At 38.6% G+C, this 23,510-nt stretch carries 21 protein-coding genes; 10 read left to right on the top strand and 11 right to left on the bottom strand.

Annotated features, from left to right (window positions below; all coding sequences use genetic code 11):
* Positions 1–35 precede the first annotated feature (35 nt).
* Positions 36–917: a lipoate--protein ligase family protein gene (locus NYE61_RS16445; protein WP_303448374.1), complete on the top strand. Its 882-nt coding sequence runs from the start codon at positions 36–38 to the stop codon at positions 915–917.
* 32 nt (positions 918–949) lie between these two features.
* Here the strand turns inward: NYE61_RS16445 and pta are convergent, their stop codons facing one another.
* Complete coding sequence (gene pta / locus NYE61_RS16440; protein ID WP_303448375.1) at positions 950–1,924, bottom strand: phosphate acetyltransferase; 975 nt, start codon at positions 1,922–1,924, stop codon at positions 950–952.
* Between the two features lie 221 nt (positions 1,925–2,145).
* Between pta and hemQ the strand changes: the two genes are divergently transcribed.
* The 4 genes from hemQ (at position 2,146) to NYE61_RS16420 (ending at position 4,658) form a co-directional block, all read left to right on the top strand.
* Entirely contained in the window at positions 2,146–2,895 is a 750-nt protein-coding gene (hemQ, locus tag NYE61_RS16435; protein ID WP_095307763.1) for a hydrogen peroxide-dependent heme synthase, read from the top strand.
* A 253-nt stretch (positions 2,896–3,148) separates the two neighbouring features.
* Entirely contained in the window at positions 3,149–3,574 is a 426-nt protein-coding gene (locus NYE61_RS16430) for a cell wall hydrolase (protein WP_095307761.1), read from the top strand.
* A 156-nt stretch (positions 3,575–3,730) separates the two neighbouring features.
* A complete protein-coding gene (gene gerQ / locus NYE61_RS16425) occupies positions 3,731–4,201 on the top strand; it encodes a spore coat protein GerQ (protein WP_095307759.1) in 471 nt (156 codons plus the stop codon).
* Between the two features lie 235 nt (positions 4,202–4,436).
* Complete coding sequence (locus NYE61_RS16420; protein WP_339316034.1) at positions 4,437–4,658, top strand: hypothetical protein; 222 nt, start codon at positions 4,437–4,439, stop codon at positions 4,656–4,658.
* Here the strand turns inward: NYE61_RS16420 and NYE61_RS16415 are convergent.
* The 5 genes from NYE61_RS16415 to NYE61_RS16395 all read right to left on the bottom strand — a co-directional run bounded on the left by NYE61_RS16415 (position 4,653) and on the right by NYE61_RS16395 (position 8,570).
* Positions 4,653–5,024: a DUF423 domain-containing protein gene (locus NYE61_RS16415; protein ID WP_095307755.1), complete on the bottom strand. Its 372-nt coding sequence runs from the start codon at positions 5,022–5,024 to the stop codon at positions 4,653–4,655. The genes NYE61_RS16420 and NYE61_RS16415 overlap by 6 nt on opposite strands.
* A gap of 22 nt (positions 5,025–5,046) precedes the next feature.
* Positions 5,047–5,349 carry a YwdI family protein gene (locus NYE61_RS16410; protein WP_095307753.1) on the bottom strand — a complete coding sequence of 101 codons (303 nt, stop codon included), beginning with the start codon at positions 5,347–5,349 and terminating at the stop codon, positions 5,047–5,049.
* Between the two features lie 506 nt (positions 5,350–5,855).
* Complete coding sequence (locus NYE61_RS16405) at positions 5,856–6,026, bottom strand: hypothetical protein (RefSeq protein ID WP_168927270.1); 171 nt, start codon at positions 6,024–6,026, stop codon at positions 5,856–5,858.
* Between the two features lie 467 nt (positions 6,027–6,493).
* Positions 6,494–6,796 (bottom strand): hypothetical protein, encoded by a 303-nt coding sequence (locus NYE61_RS16400; protein ID WP_095307751.1) that lies wholly within the window; start codon positions 6,794–6,796, stop codon positions 6,494–6,496.
* 112 nt (positions 6,797–6,908) lie between these two features.
* Positions 6,909–8,570: an AarF/UbiB family protein gene (locus NYE61_RS16395; RefSeq protein ID WP_303448376.1), complete on the bottom strand. Its 1,662-nt coding sequence runs from the start codon at positions 8,568–8,570 to the stop codon at positions 6,909–6,911.
* Between the two features lie 453 nt (positions 8,571–9,023).
* Between NYE61_RS16395 and NYE61_RS16390 the strand changes: the two genes are divergently transcribed.
* On the top strand, positions 9,024–10,367 hold the full coding sequence (locus tag NYE61_RS16390) for a YjiH family protein (RefSeq protein ID WP_303448377.1): 1,344 nt from the start codon (positions 9,024–9,026) through the stop codon (positions 10,365–10,367).
* 123 nt (positions 10,368–10,490) lie between these two features.
* On the opposite strand, the gene NYE61_RS16385 is transcribed toward NYE61_RS16390, so the two are convergent.
* On the bottom strand, positions 10,491–11,513 hold the full coding sequence (locus NYE61_RS16385) for an acyltransferase family protein (RefSeq protein ID WP_095307837.1): 1,023 nt from the start codon (positions 11,511–11,513) through the stop codon (positions 10,491–10,493).
* Between the two features lie 362 nt (positions 11,514–11,875).
* A complete protein-coding gene (locus NYE61_RS16380) occupies positions 11,876–12,316 on the bottom strand; it encodes an OsmC family protein (RefSeq protein WP_095307747.1) in 441 nt (146 codons plus the stop codon).
* A gap of 190 nt (positions 12,317–12,506) precedes the next feature.
* Between NYE61_RS16380 and NYE61_RS16375 the strand changes: the two genes are divergently transcribed.
* Positions 12,507–13,490, top strand: a complete 984-nt coding sequence (locus NYE61_RS16375) for a DUF4003 family protein (protein WP_339316030.1) — start codon at positions 12,507–12,509, stop codon at positions 13,488–13,490.
* 466 nt (positions 13,491–13,956) lie between these two features.
* On the opposite strand, the gene NYE61_RS16370 is transcribed toward NYE61_RS16375, so the two are convergent.
* Together NYE61_RS16370 and NYE61_RS16365 are read right to left on the bottom strand one after the other, a co-directional pair.
* Entirely contained in the window at positions 13,957–14,754 is a 798-nt protein-coding gene (locus NYE61_RS16370; protein WP_303448379.1) for a TerC family protein, read from the bottom strand.
* A 434-nt stretch (positions 14,755–15,188) separates the two neighbouring features.
* Positions 15,189–16,931: a phospho-sugar mutase gene (locus NYE61_RS16365; RefSeq protein ID WP_095307744.1), complete on the bottom strand. Its 1,743-nt coding sequence runs from the start codon at positions 16,929–16,931 to the stop codon at positions 15,189–15,191.
* Positions 16,932–17,238: 307 nt separating this feature from the next.
* Here NYE61_RS16365 and NYE61_RS16360 point away from each other — a divergent pair, with 307 nt between their 5' ends.
* Positions 17,239–17,421: an SE1832 family protein gene (locus NYE61_RS16360; RefSeq protein ID WP_095307743.1), complete on the top strand. Its 183-nt coding sequence runs from the start codon at positions 17,239–17,241 to the stop codon at positions 17,419–17,421.
* Positions 17,422–17,476: 55 nt separating this feature from the next.
* Here the strand turns inward: NYE61_RS16360 and NYE61_RS16355 are convergent, their stop codons facing one another.
* Positions 17,477–19,327 carry a sodium:proton antiporter gene (locus NYE61_RS16355; protein ID WP_095307741.1) on the bottom strand — a complete coding sequence of 617 codons (1,851 nt, stop codon included), beginning with the start codon at positions 19,325–19,327 and terminating at the stop codon, positions 17,477–17,479.
* Between the two features lie 361 nt (positions 19,328–19,688).
* Here NYE61_RS16355 and brnQ point away from each other — a divergent pair, with 361 nt between their 5' ends.
* The gene (gene brnQ / locus NYE61_RS16350; protein WP_303448380.1) at positions 19,689–20,972 is read left to right on the top strand and encodes a branched-chain amino acid transport system II carrier protein; all 1,284 of its coding nucleotides are present in this window, start codon (positions 19,689–19,691) and stop codon (positions 20,970–20,972) included.
* 298 nt (positions 20,973–21,270) lie between these two features.
* Positions 21,271–23,421: a DNA helicase RecQ gene (gene recQ, locus NYE61_RS16345; RefSeq protein WP_095307738.1), complete on the top strand. Its 2,151-nt coding sequence runs from the start codon at positions 21,271–21,273 to the stop codon at positions 23,419–23,421.
* The last annotated feature ends 89 nt before the right edge of the window (positions 23,422–23,510 follow it).

Here is a 23,510-nt window from a genome sequence, read left to right as displayed (position 1 = left end):
AAGTATGGAAAGCTTAAAAGGGTAAGGAGATAAAAATGAAAAACTGGAAAGAAATTGTCGGTCAATCGACATTACGATATTTTGATCATTCCCATGAAACAATTTTTCAACAAAAAAAATACACAGCACTTACATCTTTTGCTGTTGATGATGCACTAGCTGTATCTGTAAGCAATCGAACGTCACCATCTGCTATACGACTTTGGGTACACGACAAAACCATTGTGCTCGGCATTCCAGACGCGAGGCTTCCCTTTCTAGATGAAGGCGTTCAGTTCTTAGCCGAGCAAGGCTACCATGTTGTCGTTCGAAATTCTGGTGGGCTTGCAGTTGCACTCGATGGTGGTGTATTAAATATATCCCTTGTCATACCAGGTGTCGCAGAGCTTTCGATTCATGACTGCTATGAAGCAATGGTTCGTTTAGTCGAATATATGCTACGGGATTTAACAACCGCTATTAAAGCATATGAAATTGTCGGGTCCTATTGTCCTGGTGACTTTGATTTAAGCATTAACGGGAAAAAATTTGCAGGCATTTCACAGCGGCGAGTAAAGGACGGTGCTGCAGTGCAAATTTATCTTGATGTAGAAGGAAACAGTAAGGAAAGAGCTTCTCTTATTCGAGATTTCTATGCGATTGCAAAAAAGGAAACGGAAACAAAATTTATTTACCCGAGTGTAGAACCAGATGTAATGGGTTCACTATCTGATTTGCTTGGAGTGCCTTTAACCGTCGAGGATATGAAAAAAAGAGTCTACATTGCGTTACAGGATATATGCGAAGAAATTGTGACGACGCCTTTTTCAAATACAGAACTCAATACATTTGAAAAAAGGTATATCCAAATGATCAAACGTAATGAGACTGTTGCTAACGTGCAGCGATTAGAAAAAAACAACGCCGCGGAGAAATGAATCCGCGGTCGTTGTTTTTTTCTGTATACTACTTATTCCGTTGCTTGTGCTGCTGTAATAATCGCTAGCTTATAAACATCATCAGCACTGCAGCCGCGAGAAAGATCATTTACAGGTCGATTTAATCCTTGAAGCACTGGACCAACTGCTTCAAATCCACCAAGTCGCTGTGCAATTTTATATCCAATGTTTCCTGCTTCCAAGCTTGGGAAAACAAATACATTTGCATCCCCTTTTAGAACAGAATCTGGAGCTTTTTTCGCGGCAACACTCGGTACAAAGGCTGCATCAAATTGAAATTCTCCATCAATAACGAGTGATGAATCTTTTTCTTTTGCAATTTCGAGCGCTTCGACAACTCTTTCTGTTTCCGGTGACTTGGCAGAACCTTTTGTTGAGAAGCTAAGCATTGCTACACGCGGGTCGACATCAAATAGTCGAGCCGTCTGTGCACTTTCCACTGCAATTTCTGCTAAATCCTGGCTGTCCGGAGTAATATTAATGGCGCAATCTGCAAAAACATACTTTTCATCATCACGTACCATAATAAATACGCCCGATGTTTTTTTAATGCCTTCTTTTGTTTTAATAATCTGCAATGCTGGGCGTACCGTATCAGCAGTTGAATGTGCCGCTCCACTTACAAGCCCATCTGCATTATTCATATAAACGAGCATCGTGCCGAAATAGTTTTCATCAAGAAGAATTTTACGCGCATCCTCCTCTGTTGCCTTTCCTTTACGACGCTCTACGAAAGCTTCGACCATTGCATCGAATTCCGCATATTCCTGCGGATCGATGATCGTACAAGAAGCAATGTCAATGTTGTTTGCTGCCGCTTTTTTTTCGATGCTTTCCTGATTACCAATCAAAATTGGCGTTACAACCCCTGCAGCACTTAATTGGCTTGCAGCAGTCAGAATTCGTTCATCAAGACCTTCTGGAAAAACAATCTTTTTGTTTGAGTTCGATACTTTTGCTGTGAGCTGATCAAATAATGATCCCATAAAAAAACCTCCATCACAATAATATGTGTGTCTTTTAACAATAATAGCTAATTTTCCTGTATTTTTAAAGGAAATAACCTATTTTTTCAACAATCTATGACAAAGAAATGACAATATGGAAAAACAATCGACTTCATTACCCTTTCATATGATTAGAATACCCTTAATGTGCTATAGTAAAAACATAGGAGAACATTTTTTCTTTTAAGGAGTGAATTGACATGGCAGAAGCAGTAGTAACCATGGATGGATGGTCCGTTGTTCATGATACCCGCACATTTGACTGGGCTTCATGGAAACTGACATCAGAAGAAGTAAGAAACACAGCGATCAAGGAGTTTAAAGAATTAATGAAAAAGTGGGAAGCTGTTGAAGAAGAAAAGCTAGGCAGCCAATCTCTTTATAAAGTTGTCGGAAACAAAGCCGACTTCATGTTTATCTTCCTTCGTCCTACAATGGATGAATTAGAAGAAATTAAACGTGAAATCAACAAGTCGAAGCTTGGAGATTATCTCATTCCAGATTATTCTTATGTTTCTATTGTTGAGATGACGATGCATAATCCAATGAATGAAGGAAAAGATCGTAAATTATCTCCACAGGTTGAAGCTCGCTTATACCCAATTCTTCCAAAATGGGAGCATGCATGCTTCTATCCAATGGCACGTCGTCGCTGGGAAGAGGCGAACTGGTTTGCCATTGAAAAGGAAGAGCGTACAAGATTGCTTTATGAACATGGCATGACTGGGCGTAAATATGCAGGTAAAGTAAAAGAAATCATTACTGGTTCCATTGGTTTGGATAACTGGGAATGGGGAGTTACATTATTCGCGCATGATGCCCTAGAATTCAAAAAAATTGTTTATGAAATGCGCTTTGATGAAGTGACGACAAAATACGCTGAGTTTGGCGATTTCATTGTCGGTAATTATTTACCAGCAGAAGATGTGGACGCCTATTTTGCATTGTAATTAAAACGAAATTAAATTTTAAAGCTAAAGCATGCTAATGTACATTGCGTGCTTTAGCTTTTTTATTTCATCATCATGGATAACAACCATACTACAACCTGGCATTCGTTTCAGAAACACGTCACGAAGGGAAACCCTCTCGTGACGTGTTTAAAGCGAGTGCCTATTTTTATTGTCATGTTCCTATATCGTTTTGCATAGATATATGTAGTGAGTTCAGCATCAAGATTAGACAAAAGTGAGGTATAAACCAATGGCTCTTGTTGCACATACAGAAAATGATATAGCACTGCTTGCCAGATTAATGCGTGCAGAAGCTGAGGGGGATGGCGAACTGGGAATGCTAATGGTTGGAAATACCGGAATTAATCGAGTCATTTCCAATTGTCTTGATTTTACCCAGTTACGAAATATTAATGACATGGTATATCAAAGCCCAGGTGGCTTTGAAGCAACACAGAAAGGATATTTCTACCAACGAGCGAGAGAATCCGATAAGCGACTAGCACGCCGCATTATCCAAGGTGAACGGCAGCATCCTGCAACGAATTCTTTATGGTTTTTTATGCCGGCAGGAGATTGTCCAGCACAATGGTACGATCAATGGAACGTCGGCAGATTCAAATCACATTGTTTTTATGCTCCAACACAGGAAGATTGTCCACGGGTCTACAGATAATAGTGGCTGGAACTAAATCAAGCACATCGATCATTTGTTAAAATTGTGATTGGTTTAGTAAAACAAAATCTGAGATCAATTGCATCAATCTCTTTTCCTGTAATACGAGAAGGCCAAAAGAAACAGAAAAGTATTTCATTAACAGGAGGTTTTTTTATGAGCGAAAAGGAGAACAGCGGCCAACCACAATACCAGGTGCAAGGCTATCCATACTATTATTACCCACCTACTTCTCCAGCATATTATCCAGTTTACAACACGAGGCAATTCCAGCAAACACAGCAGCCAAGCCCACAGCAAACACAACAAACACAGCAAACTGGAACCGATATACCCGGCATGCTACCTTTACAACAATCTTATATCGAAAATATTTTGCGTTTGAACAGAGGAAAGCTAGCAAACTTCTACATGACATTTGAAAATAATTCAGAATGGAATGCAAAAATATTTACTGGCATTATCGAAGCCGCAGGAAGAGACCATATTATTATAAGTGATCCTAATACAGGAGAACGGTACCTTTTACTTATGATTTATTTAGATTATGTAACCTTTGAAGAGGAAATTAATTATAATTATCCATATGGTGGAGGGCAGCAGTTTGCCAACTATCCGCCACGCTAATCTTTTGTTATAAATCGTTGGGACAGAAACTGAAAAATCACTTACTGAAATAAAAAGGCAGTTTGAACGTTTTCAGGATTGGGGGGTGAGGATTAACCATAGCAAGCAGAAAAAGGATGACTCCACCTCCATCGGGTCATCCTTTATTCCGTTTGCTTAACGAGATTGTTCACTCGCATTTTAATGAAGTGAGGCGATGATTCTAATGAGACATCCATATCGAAAATTCATTCAGATGGAATTAATTACATTGTTTCTTGCTTTAATATTTGGACTTGCAGCACTTGTTCTCGGTTATCTTATTATCTTGTTTCTAGCATTCTACTTTATCGTACTGAGTATTATCTGTGATGCGATGATTCTACTACAAACAAGGCACACAGCTGAAGCAGGAAAACAGGTACTTCGCGGAATCATACTATTTCTTTTTACTACCTATCTACTATTCCATTTATAAATTTCGCATCACTGCAATTCCTATTAATACCCACCCAATTAAAAATGCAACCCCACCAATCGGTGTTATCATTGCGAATGTCTTAACCGATGTTAAGGAATAAATGTACAAGCTTCCAGAAAATAAAATAATCCCAATTAAAAATAGCCATCCCGCTGCGGCAAGGGAGCTAACATTTGGGAATTTTGCTAAAAGCAGACCAGTAACAAACAATGCCATCGTATGGAACATCTGATAATCAACTGCTTTCTCCCATGTCGCAATCGCCTTTTCCGACAACTTCCCTTCTAATCCATGGGCACCAAAGGCACCTAACGCAACTGCTAAAAATCCATTAATTGCGCCTAACAGTAAAAATAATTTCATTTTCAAGTTCCTCCTTCAATCATTAAAAATCAAAAATCGAGTTGCCATTCGCACCCTCGTCATCTAATTTTGTACTTTTGGGGTTATTTACCTGTAAGGAGTCATTGCCCACCTTTTGTTCACCAAGCATGACCTTAATTTCTGCATCGGTAAAACCAGTCTTCTCCTGTTTCACAACAGGCTGTTCCCCCTCTAAAAAGAGGTCACATAATAAACGCACATTTGCGATATGCGCCACCATCTGATCCTGTTCATGCTGGTTCTCTTTAGCAAGGTATAATTCATTTAACATCTTTTTTATAATGGTATTGTTCGCTACTGCCATTGCTATCACTCCTTATTACCGTTGTCCTACTCAGATGTTCTCATTATAGCATGATTATTTATATGATAATAGAAATCCACGATGACAAGAGCAACAGCCTAAGCACTCGGATAGCGACGTACGGACTGCGCTCCGAACTTTAGGGTGGCTCGACCTGTCGAACATTCCGACGCAGGAGATTCACTCCAAATTATAAGATGATCTATGACTTTTGCTCCTACGGGCAAAAGTTCATCTAAAAGGAAACATAGCCCTGCCGATGTTGAGCGTAGCCTGGTTTTAATCAGCCATCCTTACTTGGAGGCCATTCCCGATTTCACCACAAGGAATAAGTGCGACTAAGCCTCCTGTCTTGGCAGCCGGCAAGTCTGCTTTTTTTGTGTCATGAGGTGAGGGAAGTCACGCTACAGCTTTAGCGCTTCGTGGACGTGCTGTTTCGATGGCTAAGTTATCTACAGCATGCAAACAACAAAAAAAGCCTCGGTAATCCCAAGACCTTTTGTTAGCTATGAATTTAATGTAATCAGAGCTTCTTCTGTTGTATGTTCTATTTCAGTTTCCAGTTGTTCCTCGGTATAGCGTTCATACATCCATTGCAAAAATTTCAATTCTTCGTCCTGCAACTTCCTGCCAAGCTTCTTAGTCATAACATTACTTATCGTAAAAAAGCTTTCCATACCGCAACACTCCTTTTATACATACTGTACTACTGAAGTTTACACGTTCATTATAACGGATTTGATTACAGGAATCAATACAAAAATTTAAGATTAGACAGAATTTACTGATTAATGGACTATCCATTGTGTCGATTAATCGTATATAGGAATAATCTGTCTATCTTTCGCTAAGATGAACCTCCCGCCACTTAAAACGTCCGTTTTTGAAGTGAGGGTTTCCTACTAAATAAATGGAAACGCAAAGAAAATGGGTGACACTCTCTTTTTTACGACACATCGTAAGAGTCGTTTTCATCAACTACAGCAGGCAACAGCTTATCCCAGGATAAGCTGGGTCGGAACTAACCATCTACTACTTCTTGCCATTATGCAATCCGTAGATACTTTGTAGGTTTTAGCTAAACTCAAGCGTTCTCGCCGTTAAATTGAAAGTGAACCGGCTAATAGCCGGTTCACCGTATGCATTAATTCAATTGATCCAATTTATCTTCTAACTCCGTGATGCGTGCTCTCAATTCGTTAATATCTTCTTTTGTTGCAATCCCATACTCGTCAGCCATGTTTTTCGTTTTCTCAAACTGTTTAGTATTCCATTCATCTTTTTTCATTTCACCTTTTTCGATGAAATTTTTCATCACAGTTTTGGCTTGTTCCTGAGTTAGCTCATTTTTGTCTACAAGCTCTTTTAATTTTTGATCTAATTTCTCTTTACCGCTAATAGCAGCACCAAGACCTAATAAAAACCCTTTTTTTAAGTAATCACTCATTTTCAACAACTCCCTTACTTTTTAGCTTTTTGTGTGGATAAATTAATCCGGGGGCTAGCCCAGTCTAGCAAGATATTATATACTGATTTATCTTACGTTTTAAGCCAATCCTTTACGAATCAATTACTTGAGCCTTTGCCCTTCTAATCATCCTCAAATGGCTTACGAAAATTATGTTCAAGAAAATGATAAAGATACCTAACACGATAAGACCAATGACAGCCATCGGTTTCATGCTTCCAACAAATCCCCAAATGGATATGCCAATCGCTATTACTACCATCATAAAGGAAAGAACCTCTAATAGTAAATAAAATTGATGCTTTAATTGAACATGATGTTTTACTTTATCCCATTTCCTATCCTTTTCCCCACTTTCTAAAAAACTAAGCAATGCACGAGGATACGATAAAATTGGTTCGGTCAGATTTTTTGCATATTGCTTGGAAACAGATTCTAATAAACTTTTTCTACCGAACCATGTTTTAATTTTAGGCACAGCCCATTTTTTTATATCCATTTCAGGATAGATAGCAAATAATATTCCAATGACAATCGAAACAGCTCTTAACAAATAAGCATAATTTGCCGGCAATTGGATTGGTTGGTCTTGCATGATGACACTAATGTCTTCGCTCAGCTGGCTCATTACCTTTGAATCAATATTTTTCATCGATCCGTCTGAGTACATCTCAACAGTTTCTTTAATGACCCGTTTCAGCTTTCTTTTGTCTGCATTAGGCAAAATAAAGTTCATTTTGTCTAAAGATGAGAGAACGATGTCATAATTATCGATGATAAATCCTTGTACAAGCAGCTTAAATTGCTTCGTATCCTCTACTTTGATTTCACCAACCATCCCAAAGTCAAGAATCGCGATTGTACCGTCCTTCTGAATGCGGATGTTTCCCGCATGTGGGTCAGCATGAAATTTCCCAGGATTAAGAAACTGGTCAATATAATGATCGAATAACGTTTTCGTTGTTCTCTCTCGATCAATGCGATGTCTTCTCATAAATTCGACATCTGTTATTTTTGCCCCCTCTATCCATTCCATTACGAGTACTTTTTCAGTACACAGCTCATTTTCGTATTTGGGAATTCGTATGCTGCCATCATCTTTATACCGTTTATAAAAGTATTCCCCAAATTCCAGTTCTTGCTCATAATCAAGCTCACGATTCATAACAAGTACAAGTTCTTTGTATAATGCATTTAAATCTGCCTTTTTACCAAATGTCGTAAACACCTTTAAGATCCAAAAGACCATTCGCAGGGCTACAAAATCCTTGTGGAAAATTTCCTCAATGCGTTTACGCCGTATCTTAATTGCCACCGCTGATCCGTCTTTTAGCATGGCACGATACACGTCACCAATCGATGCAGATGCAACTGCTTTTTTTTCAAACGCCATCAGATGCGTTGCCATTTCTGTTCCCCATTCCTCCTCTATGGTAGCTATTGCATCTTCATATGGCATTGGTGGTACACGATCCACTAAATCATCCAATTCTTTGATAAAGATATCTGGCATAAAGTCGGTTCTCGTACTAAGAAATTGACCGAGCTTGATCAGAATACCACCTAGCTTTTCAGCCTTGACACGGTACTCCCTTGCCATATCGGATAGCATTATATCCCATCGTGCTACAGTCTTCTTATCCCATATTTTATTTCGAAAATAAAAGAAATATATCTTAATTATAAATTTTACTGCCATGAATACGATTACAGTACACCGATAAATCGAATTGTATTTGAATGTCTTAGCCACATATAACACCTCATCATTCTTTTACCCCGAACAACATCATCTTATTACTTTTAACGATATCGAATTATGATTCGTTTGTACAGAATGAGCAGGTAGGTTAAGATTTTTGTTATATGTGGGAATATTAGGAACAGACATTGCTGATAGGCAATCCATTTTGAAGGGGGTGATTAGATATATTAGTTAGTGAATCGTGCGAAATTGAGTTCTTTGGGTGAGGACTGCCGTTGAGGTCAAAGGCTGAGAAACTGAGCGATGAGCCCATTTAAATGGTTTATAATCCATAATGGTATGATCGTGCGCAGATTGTTACAATGAAGGTATAATGGGGGAAATAAAGCGTATCTTTCGATCACCTTAAAACCGGGATTGAATATTTTTCCGTTAAGTTGTATAATCATACAGTTGGATTTAGCCATATTAAATTAGGGTATGAGTTTTTTGGAGGTTATTATGAGAAATTATCGATTGATCGATCATTTTAAATTTATTATCCCTTCGCTGATTGGAGTATTTATCTTTATCATTCCAATTAAAACAGCGGATGGAGTTACAATACCAATAGCAATTTTAGCAAATTGGGTACAAACATTGCTTGAAAATCAGCTTTCTGCCATCATGATGGTTATTATTGTCATAACAGCTGTGATGACGTTGATTGCGAAAATAGCTGGGAAAGAAGCATTTGGAAAAACACCTTTTTTTCAGCAATTATTTTATACAAGTATCTTTTGGACAATAACAAGAGTACTTGCAGCAGTTTTTGCGATTATGGTCTTTTTTCAGCTCGGTCCTGAAGCAATTCACGGGGAAACTACGGGGCAAACTCTATTAGGCAGCTTACTCCATGTATTATTTGCTGTTTTTCTATTTGCTGGGTTGTTCCTGCCTTTATTAACGAACTTCGGTTTATTGGAACTTTTTGGAACGTTAATGACCAAAATAATGCGCCCGTTGTTTAAGCTTCCCGGCCGTTCTTCTGTGGATGCACTTGCTTCCTGGGTTGGCGATGGGACAATCGGTGTTTTGCTTACAAGTAAACAATATGAAGCTGGACTTTATACAAAACGCGAAGCAGTAGTAGTTGGTACAACATTCTCCATCGTATCCATCACGTTTTCCTTAGTCGTTTTAACAGAAGTAAACCTTGAACATATGTTTATTCCATTTTATATTACAATTGTTATAGCTGGTGGAGTAGCCGCTTTAATTATGCCGCGAATCCCTCCGTTATCAAGAAAGCCGGATACGTATATGAATGAATCAGCTGAGCCAATAGAAGAAGCAATCCCTGCCGGCGAAAGTATTTTGACATATAGCTATAAAAATGCATTAAATCGCGCGAAAAAAGAAACGAGCTTCACAAACTTTATTAAAGAAGGCGTACAGAACATTTTTGATATGTGGATGGGTGTTGCCCCAGTTGTAATGGCATTTGGCCTGGTTGCTCTTATAATCGCTGAATATACACCATTCTTCCAATGGATTGGTGCACCATTTATTCCATTGCTAGAACTCATGCAAATTCCACATGCACAGGAAGCATCACAAACCATCCTGATTGGGTTTGCCGACATGTTCCTGCCAGCAATTATTGGTTCGTCAATTGAAGCCGAAATTACTCGCTTCATCATTGCTGCATTATCAGTAACGCAATTGATTTACATGTCTGAGGTCGGTGGATTAATACTTGGAACAAAGATTCCTGTTACCTTTATAGACCTTGTTATTATTTTCTTACTGCGTACGATTATTACACTCCCAGTTATAACGCTGATTGCACATTTTATCTTTTAGAAAACAAGATACAAACAAAAGAAGCAGACAATCATTCTCGATTGCCTGCTTCTTTTTATGTTATTAAAAAGGGGGGTAGTTACTCATACGATCCATGGTCGTTTTAGTTTCAATTATTTTCATTTAACTTTCTGTTTGTGTCGTGCTTCTATTTCTTTCACCTTTTATTGTCTGTTTCAATAAAGTAACTTTCCCTTCAATGAACGGCTGCCACAAGCGCAGAACCGGCTTACTGGAGAGCACAATGACAATTAAGGCTGAAATAGCTGCAAGCCCGAGAACATCAATAACCCCATTTACCTCAAAGTAATTATTTTGGCGGAAAAATTGAACAATAAATCCATGAAGGAGATATACATATAATGTACGTGTTCCAAGCTTCGTAACCCATCCTAGATTTATATGCGGTATCCAAGCAAGTATACTAATTGTCATCACTGCAGCAACAATATAAAATAGGAACCTTGCAATTCCTCCATACTGTTCCATTCCTAAATCTCCATAAGAACTGGACGCGAGTAACCATCCTGTATTAATATCAGGCAAGTAGTAAATTGCTACCGCTAATAATGTCATAACGATAACCGATGAAATTTTCACCAGCCTATGTTTCACCCACATTACTTGCTTTTCCGTTAGCCAGAAACCGATGAGGAAGAAAGGAAAGAAAGCAAATGTACGAGAAAGACTAAAGGTATGCCCAATTTCACCAAAATATCCCACAATAATTCCAACAAGCACTGCTAGAGAAATACTTAGTAGAGCCGGTAATTTTTTATACCAGGAGAGCAGAATATGCCAACAGAACAAACTAAACAAGAACCACAGTGACCAATGCGGATAGAAAATCCCTGCTTGCCAGCCTTCTTTTCCAATAAAGAAGTAATAAATGGTGTATAGGATTTGAAAGATTAAGTATGGAACTAATAACCGTTTTGCTAGTTTTAAAATATAATCTTTGTTTCCAGAACCCTTCGCAAAGAATCCAGACAATAAAATAAATGCCGGCATATGAAACGTGTAAATCCACATATACAGTGTGTTCATTCCTTTTGAATCACTAATAAATGGCTGTATAATATGTCCAAAAACAACTAGAAAAATCAATAATACCTTTGCATTGTCAAAAAACGAATTTCGTTTCATCATTTCTCATCCCTCTTAATTATGTCGGTTTACATTGTAGTAAACACTTTACCCTTTTTTTATGAAAAAATCATAAAAAATGAAGTGATTTCATCAATTTGTTAATAGTTTGTAAGCATCGTGAAAAATTGATGCAGCTTTGTAATCAGCTTGGCGAATGATGGAAAGAATACCAATTAAAAATTTGCCTATGACAAACAGCAGCCATTTTAACTTATATATCAGTTTTCTATTTGTGAAGATCACTATTTATATCAGTCTTTCATCTAGCAAGCAACAGTATTCCTATTATGATCTTAACTTGGCATTTAAACATAAAAGAACGCACCATCTTAGATTGGTGCGATTGTTTCATTCAGAAATCACATTAAGTTTTCCTCTAATTCAATCTCAACATTACCTTTTATTGCCCGAGAAATCATACAGCTTTTTTCTGCTTTCTCCACAAGCTTACTTAGTTTTCTACGTTGTTCATCAGTAGCGCTAGCTTGTAAAGAAACGGTTGGTCGATGGATTATTTTTTTATAGGTGAATACACCCTTCGTTACATCAACAACCCCTTCTGATTCCAGCGACATATGGTCAAGTGGTAAGTCTGCACGCTCTATCATTGCTGCTAATGTAATGATATAGCATGTCGCTGCAGCACCTAGCAGCATTTCATCTGGATTGGTCCCAATATCAGGTCCATCCATCTCTTTCGGAATCGAAATCTTCGTTTGTAAATTTCCTGCTTCGATATATCCGTGGCTATTTCGTCCACCAGGCCAGCTTGCATTTAAATGAAAATGATGCTCCGCCATTCCAATCACCTCTTTATTTCCATTTTAACCTAAGCTCTTAGTGAAACAAAAACAAATGCAACTTTCGCTTCGTCAACCCCTCATCACGAATCTTACTTACTAGGGCCAGGATTCACATAAATTTACTGAAACTTTTACAGTTGTAAATCGTATTACTACTATACCCCTTAAAAGAAAGGCGGGATGATCGATGGATTCAGAAAAAATTAACCAATACAAAACGGTTTATAACGAACTATACGCTGCAATGAAATGGAAGGTATCCGATAGCCGGACTTTAATGGCGATTGCTTCTATCTATGTGATGAGCAAGAAAGAATTCCACTTTGATGCATTTCTGCAGCTTGCTGATCGTATAAAAGCGAGAGCTGGCTTTTTCTCACCAATGAAGTCTACTTCACGATTTACAACTGCAGCAACACTCGATATAAAATTTGATCGTCCTGAAAATCAAATTAATAACCTTTTCATTTTATATGATAAATTAAGAAAAGCTAAATTCAGTAGTGGTGTCTACACGTATTTGGCTGCATCCACATTGCTGACTCATATCGATTACAGAAATAACGAGGAGCAAATGATTGCCCGAGCAAAGGAAATCTATGATGGCATGAAACAAGAGCATCCTTTCCTCACAAGTGCAAGTGATTACCCACTTGCTGTATTGCTCGCATATGAAAACCACAATGACATTATTGAACAAATGGAAAGATACTATGAATCATTAAGTAAAAACGGTTTTCGAAAAGGGAATGACCTGCAGTTTCTAAGTCATATTCTTTCATTGGATACAGACACGTCTGCTGATCGTTTAGTTAGCCGGACTACGACAATAATGGATAGCTTTAGAGATGCTGGTATCAGACCAAAACCAATGTATTATCCTATTATTGGCATGCTAAGTTTACTGCCAGAAGAACAATTTCAGATGCATGGGATTTCACAGATGTTTGATCAATTAAATAATGAAAAAAGCTTTCGATGGCAAAAGGATATGAATCTGATTACAGCGGTTTCCTTCTACGTAAATGAAAAAATTGACAATAAGAGCCTAGCAGCAACAACTCTTCAAACGACATTAGAATCCATCCTGCAGGCACAACAGGCAGTTATGATCGCTACAATCGCTTCAACTACTGCAGCCACCAATGCAGCGAATAATAGCACGAATTAATTAATTCGAGAGAAAAACACTCCACTTCCCAAAAAAGAAGTGGAGTGTTTGTTCATTATCTAGGAAATTACAAAATTTGAATGTTGTGGATAAATTAGTTACCGAAACAGCCACATCCAGCTCCCAGTGACTAGCGAGACTCCCCTCACCTCCGTACGATAAAAAAGACTTGCCGACTGGCTAAGACATGAGGCCTAGTCGCACTTATACCCTTGTGGTGAAAGTCAACATCGACTCTAGGTAAAAGGATGCCGACTAAAACCAGGCTACGCCTAACATCGGCATACCCCTAAAGGGGCATGTTTCCTTTTAGATGAACTTGACTTTTCGCCCATAACGGCGAAAGTCATAGTTCATCTTATACTTTGGAGTGAATCTCCTCCGTAGGAATGTTCGACTCGTCGAACCACCCCAGAGTTCGGGGCGCAGTCCGTACGTCGCTAACCGGGCGCTTGCGCTTTTGTTCTTAAGCTTCTTGTTCTTTTTCTTTTTTCGGACTAGAAGCAAACCAACCAACAACCGCAATTAAAACAAGTATAATATAGAAAGATGTTTTCCATATTGTGGAATGCGGGAATTCGTATGGAATCCATGCAATATCAGGATGTGCCATTACCAAGACCGCTAGCTTCACACCAACCCAACCTACAATTACAAATGCTGCCGTTTCCAGAGCTGGTCGTTTATGGAGTAAGCCAACAAAAATGTTAGCCGCAAAGCGCATGATGATTAGACCAATCACACCACCAGCGAATATGACAGCGAATTGTCCGGCATCAAGACTCCCAATTGTACCTAGTCCAGTTGCTGGTAGTGCTACCGCTAGTGCAACTGCTGCAAGAATCGAATCGACTGCGAATGCTAAGTCAGCAAACTCTACTTTAAGAACAGTAAACCAAAATTCCTTTGGAGAAGCCTCTCCTTTTTCATTAAGCTCAATAACCTTTTTCCCTTTTTCACTATCATCTTCGGATTTCGATCTAAATTTACCATATAGATTCCGAAAGGCGATAATCAACAGGTAAGCAGCACCTAATGCTTGAACTTGCCAAAACTCCACAAGAAACGAGATAACAAACAATGATCCAAAACGTAAAACAAATGCCCCGGCCAATCCGTAAAACAAAGCTCGCTTGCGTTGTTTTTCCGGAAGATGCTTTACCATAATAGCCAATACTAATGCATTATCGGCAGCTAAAAGCCCCTCCAAACCAATCAAAACAACTAAAACCCATAAATATTCCAAAATCAATTCTGTTCCCATGTGTTCTCTCCTTAAAATGTAGTCTCATCAACAGGAAAAGCACACAAAAAGAGACCTTTACCTGTCGATGGGTAAAGGTCTCGCTAACAACGTTCATTGCCAATTAAGCCGGAGATATTATCTCGTAATGACGACTTAAATTGTACAGCTACTCCCCTTTAGGAAATATTAAGTTACTAATATTAAACCCTAATTATCGCAAAATGTCAAATTTCGCTCTGGAGATTGTTCAACTAGCAGTCGTAAGCGCTTCTCAGCTTTATACCAACGACTTTTGACCTTTACAGCATTGACCAATGTTATGAATATCACTAAAATTATAATTCCCAGTAAAGTGAAAGTTAATCAGTATTATCCTTGAACAGAGGTCACATGCCATATTAATCTGTTTATAAACAATCTCACTTTTAGAAAGCTTATCCAATCTAGCTTTATTATTCGTTACCTTCCAATATATCGGAAATAATCTGATCCATTGTTTCTTTTAATGAAGTTAGCTTTGCTTCACTATCTTCTTTATCCTTACCACATACACCGTAATAGCATTTGATTTTCGGCTCTGTACCAGATGGACGTAAGCAAACCCATGCATTTTGCTCCAAAATAAATTTCATCATATTTTCCTGGGGCAAATCAATTGTTTCTTTTCTTGCTTCTGCCATTAGCATACGTTCGCTCGTTAAATAGTTTTCTACTTGTTCAACTTTTATTCCGGCAATCTCTTTTAGTGGGTTGGAGCGGATTGCATCCATAATGTTAGCGATTTGTTCCGACCCTTCCTTCCCTTTTAAGGTTAAGGAAGACATTCCTTCCAAGAAATAACCGTGCCTCTCAAATAAAACATCCAATGCCTCAAATAATGTTTTTCCTTGTTCCTTCCAATAATAAGCCATTTCAGTTGCCATCATTGCAGCTTGAACTGCGTCTTTATCTCGTGCAAAGCTGCTAATCAAGTAACCGTAGCTTTCCTCAAATCCAAATATAAATGTCTCACCAGTTGCGTCAAATTGATTAATTTTCTCACCAATAAATTTAAATCCTGTCAACGTATCAAGCGTTTTTACATCATATGATTCTGCGATCGCTCTTCCAAGCTCTGTTGAAACAACTGTCTTAATCATACGTGGGTTTTGGTAGACCTGTGGATTTGTATGAGATAAAATGTAATCAAGCAACAATGCCCCAAGCTGATTTCCTGTTAATACTTGGTATTCACCAGCACTATTTTTAACTGCTACCCCTAAACGATCTGCATCAGGGTCCGTACCGAGTAGAATATCTGCATCGGTCTCTTTACCAAGTTCAATTGCCAGCGAAAATGCCTGATGCTCTTCCGGGTTCGGTGATGCAACAGTAGAGAACATTGCATCTGGCTCTGCCTGCTCTTTCACAATTGCTACTTTCGGAAAATTAAGTTGCTCAAGCCCTTTCGTTACAAGGTTATAAGCCGTTCCATGCAATGGGGTGAAGACAATCTGCAAGTTTTTTTCTTTTTGATGGACATCCTCGCTCATTTTCGTCATATGATACAAACGTTCCAAATAGGCATTATCAATTTCATAACCCAGCCAATTTAGAAGACCTTTTTCTTCTAGTTCTTCCTTTTCTAAAAATGGCACTGTCAGCTCATCTTTCGTCTTTTGAATTGACTCAATGATTAGATTTGCCTCTTCTGGAACAATTTGAGCACCAGTTTCATTGTATACTTTAAATCCGTTATACTCAGGAGGATTATGACTTGCAGTAATCATGATTCCTGCAACAGTTCGCAAATAGCGAACAGCAAAAGAAAGAAGTGGTGTTGGGCGTAACGATTCAAAAATATGTGTTTTAATTCCATAGGAACCAAGTACCTTCGCCGATTCGACTGCAAATTCTTTTGACATATTTCTGGAATCATAGGCAATAACAACACCTCTATCACGGACATTAACTTGGTTTGCTAATAAATAGTTCGCAAGCCCATTAACAGCTTTTCTAACCGTGTAGATGTTCATTCGATTAACACCGGCACCAAGGACACCTCGCATACCACCGGTACCAAATGTTAATTCTTTATAAAATGCGTCTTCTAGTGCATGCTTATTATCTTTAATTGTATGTAATTCTGTTTTTAAATCCTTATCGAGACCTTCAAATGAGTCCCATTTTTGAAAGATTGCTTCCCAATTACTCACATCATTACCCCCATACCATTATATATGTCAAAATTTTAGCATACTTTTCTGCTTTATACTATAACTCTTTATCATAATATCTGGAAGTCATTTTTTGAAGAAAGCTTGTACAGGAAATTCTCCCAAAAATCATTAGATTAATAGCTTTTGCACATACTTCCCAATGATTAGCAGAGGAAATCTTTTTCAATACGCTATACCATTCTACGCAAAGGGATTATAATCTATTCATTTTTATTAACGAAATAAAAAATACAGTCGCTGTTTTTGCTATAATAAACACATCAGATCAAAGGGGGGATGATTCATGACAAAGCTGCAGCTGCTAGCAAAACTGGATGAATTAAAATCCGATTATGTTCGGATTCAGAGTGACATGGACAAGTTGGAATATGTCAAAGGCAGAGTATCCTCTGCTGAAGAACAGTTAATCCGGCTGGAGGGTGAAATCGCTGAGGTGAACCGCCAGCTAGACGAAATAGATGAGTAAGCAAGAGGCGAACGTAATAGGGAGGAGAGCATATTACGCTCTCCTCCCTCCCTTTTTACTCGTTTAACGTTCGATTACTTTCCAATTTTGCTTGAATTTTTGCTTGCTCCTTTGTTGGTGGAGTTAAGCTAACGATTTTGTCACCTATTGCAGGAACAGTACGCATTTCCTCAGAGAAAAACTTCAATTGTCCTGAAGGCTTGATTAAATATAAGAAAATAGTTGAAGGATCCTTTTCTGCTTTGTACGCTTCAAAGTTGAATTGCTCTGTCAATGTTGTTTGACGGAATACATAACCACTCTCAATTTTTCCAATCAAGATTTCGAGCGGAAATTTCTTATCGAATAAGATTCTTCCACCTACCTTGGAAACGACTCCTTTTGCATAGCCATTGTCAAGCTGGTTGTAAGGACTCGCCTTAAACACATTTGTCCTGCCATATTCTGGCAGAAATGTCGTACAGATTAAAGAGTTAAATGCTCGGTCATCAGTCGCGGCAAGCAGGTATTCATACGGAATCGTGTCTAAATGATGTTCCGTTTGTTCAGAGAGCATATTTCCATAATAAAAGGGTACACCCGACTTTCTTGCTATACTTAAATGTTCCCAGGATGAATCAATAATCATTGCTGGTACATTTACCTTCGCTAAGGATTTGGATAATTCAATTGTAAATGGATTACTGCCAACAAGCAGCACACCAGGATTGCCTGTCATCGATAAATCTAATTTCTTCGCCAGCCAGCCAATGGAAAATCCATGGGCCAAAACTGTAAAGATAACAAGTGCAAACGTCAATGTTGTTAAAATGGAAGCATCCTCATATCCCGCGTCAGCTAGAACAGTTGCAAAATAGCCTGATACCGTCAATGCAACAATCCCACGCGGAGCAATCCAACCAACAAGTGCCCGTTCATTAAAAGATAGTCCTGTACCAATTGTAGCTATAAAAATGGACAATGGACGAACAGCAAACATCATTAATAGAACATACCCAATAATATTTGGACTGAATATATGCAGAATCGTGTCCATTTCCAAGGAAGCTGTAAGCATAATAAAAATCGTTGATATGAGCAGCACAGAGATATTTTCTTTAAAATGGCGCATATCAGAGATTGAACTAATCCCCATATTAGCTAGTGTTATTCCCATTGCTGTCACAGATAAAAGCCCTGTTTCATGCATGACTTCATCTGCAGCTGTAAAACAAAAGATAACAACGACAACCACTGCCGGTGATTTTAGGAATTCAGGAATATGTCCTGTTTCAAACATCCATCCAAGACCACGTCCCAGCGCCCAACCAAGAATAATCGCAAATAAGGAAGCTGCGAAAAACATAAGAAGCTGTGTACCATCAGGGTCAATTGCCGTAATAAATGTGATGATTTCAAAAGCAAAGACTGCAAGTAATGCACCAATTGGATCAACGATAATTCCTTCCCATTTCAGAACTTTAGCAGGTCTTGCTTTTAATTTTGACTGTCTGAGCAACGGCATAATGACAGTTGGACCAGTTACAATAAACAATCCACCAATAACAAAAGCTACCGCCCAAGAAAGACCTGCAACATAGTGAGCAGTTAAAGACCCAAGGATCCAGGCAATAAATGCGCCGACTGTTGATATTCGGAAAATCGATTTTCCTACACCACGCAGCTCGCTAAAGCTTAGGTTCAAGCTCCCTTCAAAGAGAATAATTGCAACCGCCGCCGAAATAATCGGACTGTACATCGGACCAAAACTTTCCTCAGGGTTTATAAATCCAAAAATTGGACCAACTAATAATCCCGTAATGGCCATTACAACAATCGCAGGTAATCGATAACGCCACGCTACCCATTGTGATCCAATTCCAAGTAAACCAATGATCATGATTTCAAATAACAATGAAGGAACCATCTCAACCCCCCTAAGCAAATTTTATAAACGTTATTTTATAGATGTATCCATGAAATGTAAATGATTTGAGCGTTTTTAGTAAATAATGGGAAATATATGCTGGTTATAAAATGTTGCATCGTCTATGCAAGTTATATGTTAGATGTATAAAACGTTTTACAAAATCATTTCTAAACTGGTCCTCTACAACAATTGACATCGAACATTGACAAGTACTAACAGTCTTGTTACGATGATTCTCGTTGCAAAATTTGCAAAAACATTTATTTAAATCATCTGATAACGAGACGAATTTTCAAAATACAACGACAAAATCAGGAAGATTAATTAATTTACTCATATATCTCGGAGGCTTTATGTTATGAATAAAGATACATTCACGATTGGTTTTATGCTCTTTGCCTTATTCTTTGGAGCGGGCAATTTAATATACCCACCAACATTAGGGATTGACGCAGGAACTGCTTACTGGACTGCAATAATTGGCTTTATTATTACTGGAGTTGGACTACCCATTCTTGCAGTAACTGCTATTTCTTTTGTTAAAAATGATGCAAGGGAATTATCGGATCATGTTCACCCATTGTTCGGTTTGATCTTTACTTCTATTATCTATCTGGCAATTGCCCCGTTTTTTGGAATACCCCGGGCAGCTACAGTTGCATACGAAATGAGTATTGAACCATTTACAAATGAGAGCTCACCAATTCCATTATTTATTTTTACAGTTATTTTCTTTGTACTTGTTTTTTTATTTAGCATCAATCCATCGAAAATGGTGGATCAAATCGGTCAGTATCTTACTCCAATTCTATTAATTGCTATTATTGGATTAAGTGTTGGCAGTTTTCTCACCTTAGACACTGCCTTAACTACTCCGACTGAAAAATATCAAAACGGACCCTTTTTTACAGGTTTTATGGAAGGGTATTTGACGATGGACGCGATTGCAGCTCTTGCATTTGGCATACTCGTTGTAAATGCGTTTAAAGAGAGAGGCATAACAACTCGAAACGCCTTAGTAAAATCTACTTTGAAAGCTGGCGCAATTGCAGGTATCAGCTTAATCGTTGTTTATAGCTCACTTGGCTGGATCGGAAGTAAGATGGCTATTAATGGGGAATTTACAAATGGCGGAGAAATTTTATCCCGTGCAGCGAGCATTATTTTTGGTAATTTCGGAACATTATTACTTGGATGTATCGTTATATTAGCATGCTTCACCACATCCATTGGGCTTGTCGTAGCTTCCGGAGAATTTTTCTCAAAAACGACAAAGATCCCATATAAATGGGTTATTTTAACTGTCACAATTTTGAGCTTTCTAATTGCAAACCAAGGACTGAATACAATTATTAACTACTCTGTTCCAGTGCTCGTATTTATTTATCCAATAACGATTGTCCTCATTCTTCTTACATTTTTAGATAGGTTATTCGGTGGCGCAAAAGCCGTTTATCGCTGCGCAGTTCTCCTAACAGCTCTCTTTAGTCTATATGATGGACTAACCGCATTTGGATTCAAGCTGCAAGCGATGACTAAATATATGGAGGTTCTCCCTTTCTTCTCCTTAGGACTAGGGTGGGTTGTTCCAGCAATTGTCGGAGGCCTGATTGGACTATTCGTTGACAAATGGAGGAGTTGATCTGTTAAGCTCAGCTTTTTTAAGGGGCGATGGGATGACTATGGATACGGGTACGAGTGCCTTTGATAAGGCATGTAATCTCCACCTCTACTACTGACAGTCCAATCGAAAATATGTTAGGATAAGAATAAATCTGTCACAGATTAACGGGCTGTAAGAGTGAAAAAGATAGAAACGCGAGGGAGGACCTTGTGTCATCCCCTTGTTGTAAAGACAGCCCGTAAATTTTTGATTCTGTTCAACGGCCTTTAGGCCATACCTTTGCAGCACTTACATTTTATGAAAAGGAGGCTCCCTAATGACGCTAGTAAAAGAAGAGAAAATTCTACAAACTTATTTTGGCTACGAAACATTTCGTCCAGGGCAAGGACAAACAATAAATCATATTTTACAACTACATAATACCCTTGCTGTGATGCCAACCGGTGGTGGTAAATCACTGTGCTACCAAATCCCTGGTATGTCGATGGACGGGACCGCTATTATCATTTCCCCATTAATCTCTCTTATGAAAGACCAAGTGGATGCTCTACAAGCTTTAGGTATCCCTGCCACCTACATTAACAGCTCCCTTTCTACCGGAGAACAACAAGCCCGATTACGTGATGTTGCAAACCGTCGTTATAAGTTTGTTTATGTGGCACCAGAACGCTTTGAATCTATGACATTTGTGAATGTGATTAAACGTATCCCATTAGCACTTGTAGCATTTGATGAAGCCCACTGTATATCACAATGGGGACATGACTTTAGACCAAGCTATCGTTCAATCGTTCCTAATTTGAAAAAGCTATCAAACATTCCTGTATTCGTTGCATTAACTGCAACAGCTACAGAAGAGGTCATTCATGACATTCAAGAATTGCTGTATATAGCGGATGATCATGTAGTGAATACCGGATTTGAACGAGAAAACCTCTCCTTTCATCTCGTAAAAGGAAAGGACAAGCAATCTTACATTCGGTCGTTTTTAGAAGAGCACCGGGAGGAATCCGGCATTATTTATACTGCCACACGAAAGCAAGCAGATGCATTATATGATCAACTGACGAAGCGCGGGATTTCTGTTTCTAAATATCACGCAGGTTTAACGGAACAAGAAAGAAAGGAAGCACAAGCTGCATTTATCCATGATGAGAAATCGATTATGATTGCCACGAATGCTTTTGGTATGGGGATCGACAAATCGAATGTTCGCTACGTCATTCACTATGCAATGCCAATGAACATTGAATCGTATTATCAGGAAGCAGGTCGTGCAGGCCGTGATGGAGAACCAAGTGATTGTATTCTCCTCTTCTCTCCACAGGATGTGCAGCTGCAGAAGTTTTTAATTGAGCAGTCCCAAATGGATGAAGCTTCGAAACAGAACGAATACCGGAAATTGCAAGCAATGATTAACTACTGTCATACCCATGGCTGTCTGACGTCATTTATACTCGATTATTTTGATAAAAAGGTAATAAAAGGATCCTGCAATCGTTGTAGTAACTGTGTCGAACGCCAGGAAAAAATGGACATTACCGAAGAAGCACAAATGATTCTTTCCTGTGTGAAGCGAATGGGTGAGCGCTTTGGTGTCGGAATGACAGCAAAGGTTCTAAAGGGATCCAAAGATAAAAAGCTGCGCGATTTTCGCCTTGATCAAATTACAACCTATGGGATACTTTCTGCGTATACAGAGAAGGAATTAACGGAACGGATACACTTCATGATTGCAGAACAGCTACTTGCAACCGAGGAGGGGCAATACCCAACATTACGGTTGAACCAAAATTCAGTGGATGTTTTAAAAGGAAAACGTCCTGTTGAAATGTTCACTGCACCAATTCCAACGAACGAGGATGCGGATTACCAAGAAGATCTATTTGCAAGATTACGTGCATTACGAAAACAAATCGCCGACGAGAAAAATGTGCCGCCATATGTCCTTTTCTCCGATGTTACATTAAAGGAGCTAAGCCGTTATTTCCCTACGGATAGAGAGGATATGCTTGAAATCAAAGGAATTGGTGAAAAGAAATACGAACAGTATGGCGAGGAATTTTTAGCAATTATTCAAGATTGGCGTGCAGAACATCCAGATGTCAAACAGAAAATTAGAATTGGAGATACTAGCTCAGCGAAATCGAAGGAAAAGAAAACTGCAGATGACCGACCTAGTCACTTAATCAGCTACCAGATGTTCCAATCGGGGAAATCATTGAAAGATATCGCAACTATTCGAGGTTATTCTAAAATGACGATTGAGAATCATATTTTTAAAGCTGTCCAAGATGGCTATCCACTAGCATGGGGGATATTTTTTAATAATCAAGAAGAAGAAGTTGTACTTGCAGCTCATGAAAAGCTTGAGGAACCAAAGCTAAAGCCGTTGAAAGAATTGCTGCCAGAGGAATATGATTATACGAAAATTAAAGCTGTGTTGGTTAAGAATGAGTTGATGTAGGTCAGTGTGTGGTAACGTGAATTGTTGGTGCTTTATTTGGCAGGACGGTGTCATAGAATGGATAGATGGTGCTTTATTTGGCAGATTGG

This window comes from Oceanobacillus sp. FSL W7-1304, from assembly GCF_037969805.1.
Classification (GTDB): Bacteria; Bacillota; Bacilli; order Bacillales; family Amphibacillaceae; genus Oceanobacillus; species Oceanobacillus profundus.
The sequence above is the reverse complement of the archived record's forward strand: the minus strand, read 5'-3'. Positions and strand labels throughout refer to the sequence as shown.

Bases quoted from the DNA above. Each gene is read 5' to 3' on its own strand.
- NYE61_RS16445 (WP_303448374.1), top strand. From the start codon at position 36: ATGAAAAACTGGAAAGAAATTGTCGGTCAATCGACATTACGATATTTT.
- pta (WP_303448375.1), bottom strand. From the start codon at position 1,924: ATGGGATCATTATTTGATCAGCTCACAGCAAAAGTATCGAACTCAAAC.
- hemQ (WP_095307763.1), top strand. From the start codon at position 2,146: ATGGCAGAAGCAGTAGTAACCATGGATGGATGGTCCGTTGTTCATGAT.
- NYE61_RS16430 (WP_095307761.1), top strand. From the start codon at position 3,149: ATGGCTCTTGTTGCACATACAGAAAATGATATAGCACTGCTTGCCAGA.
- gerQ (WP_095307759.1), top strand. From the start codon at position 3,731: ATGAGCGAAAAGGAGAACAGCGGCCAACCACAATACCAGGTGCAAGGC.
- NYE61_RS16420 (WP_339316034.1), top strand. From the start codon at position 4,437: ATGGAATTAATTACATTGTTTCTTGCTTTAATATTTGGACTTGCAGCA.
- NYE61_RS16415 (WP_095307755.1), bottom strand. From the start codon at position 5,024: ATGAAATTATTTTTACTGTTAGGCGCAATTAATGGATTTTTAGCAGTT.
- NYE61_RS16410 (WP_095307753.1), bottom strand. From the start codon at position 5,349: ATGGCAGTAGCGAACAATACCATTATAAAAAAGATGTTAAATGAATTA.
- NYE61_RS16405 (WP_168927270.1), bottom strand. From the start codon at position 6,026: ATGGAAAGCTTTTTTACGATAAGTAATGTTATGACTAAGAAGCTTGGC.
- NYE61_RS16400 (WP_095307751.1), bottom strand. From the start codon at position 6,796: ATGAGTGATTACTTAAAAAAAGGGTTTTTATTAGGTCTTGGTGCTGCT.
- NYE61_RS16390 (WP_303448377.1), top strand. From the start codon at position 9,024: ATGAGAAATTATCGATTGATCGATCATTTTAAATTTATTATCCCTTCG.
- NYE61_RS16385 (WP_095307837.1), bottom strand. From the start codon at position 11,513: ATGAAACGAAATTCGTTTTTTGACAATGCAAAGGTATTATTGATTTTT.
- NYE61_RS16380 (WP_095307747.1), bottom strand. From the start codon at position 12,316: ATGGCGGAGCATCATTTTCATTTAAATGCAAGCTGGCCTGGTGGACGA.
- NYE61_RS16375 (WP_339316030.1), top strand. From the start codon at position 12,507: ATGGATTCAGAAAAAATTAACCAATACAAAACGGTTTATAACGAACTA.
- NYE61_RS16370 (WP_303448379.1), bottom strand. From the start codon at position 14,754: ATGGGAACAGAATTGATTTTGGAATATTTATGGGTTTTAGTTGTTTTG.
- NYE61_RS16360 (WP_095307743.1), top strand. From the start codon at position 17,239: ATGACAAAGCTGCAGCTGCTAGCAAAACTGGATGAATTAAAATCCGAT.
- NYE61_RS16355 (WP_095307741.1), bottom strand. From the start codon at position 19,327: ATGGTTCCTTCATTGTTATTTGAAATCATGATCATTGGTTTACTTGGA.
- brnQ (WP_303448380.1), top strand. From the start codon at position 19,689: ATGAATAAAGATACATTCACGATTGGTTTTATGCTCTTTGCCTTATTC.
- recQ (WP_095307738.1), top strand. From the start codon at position 21,271: ATGACGCTAGTAAAAGAAGAGAAAATTCTACAAACTTATTTTGGCTAC.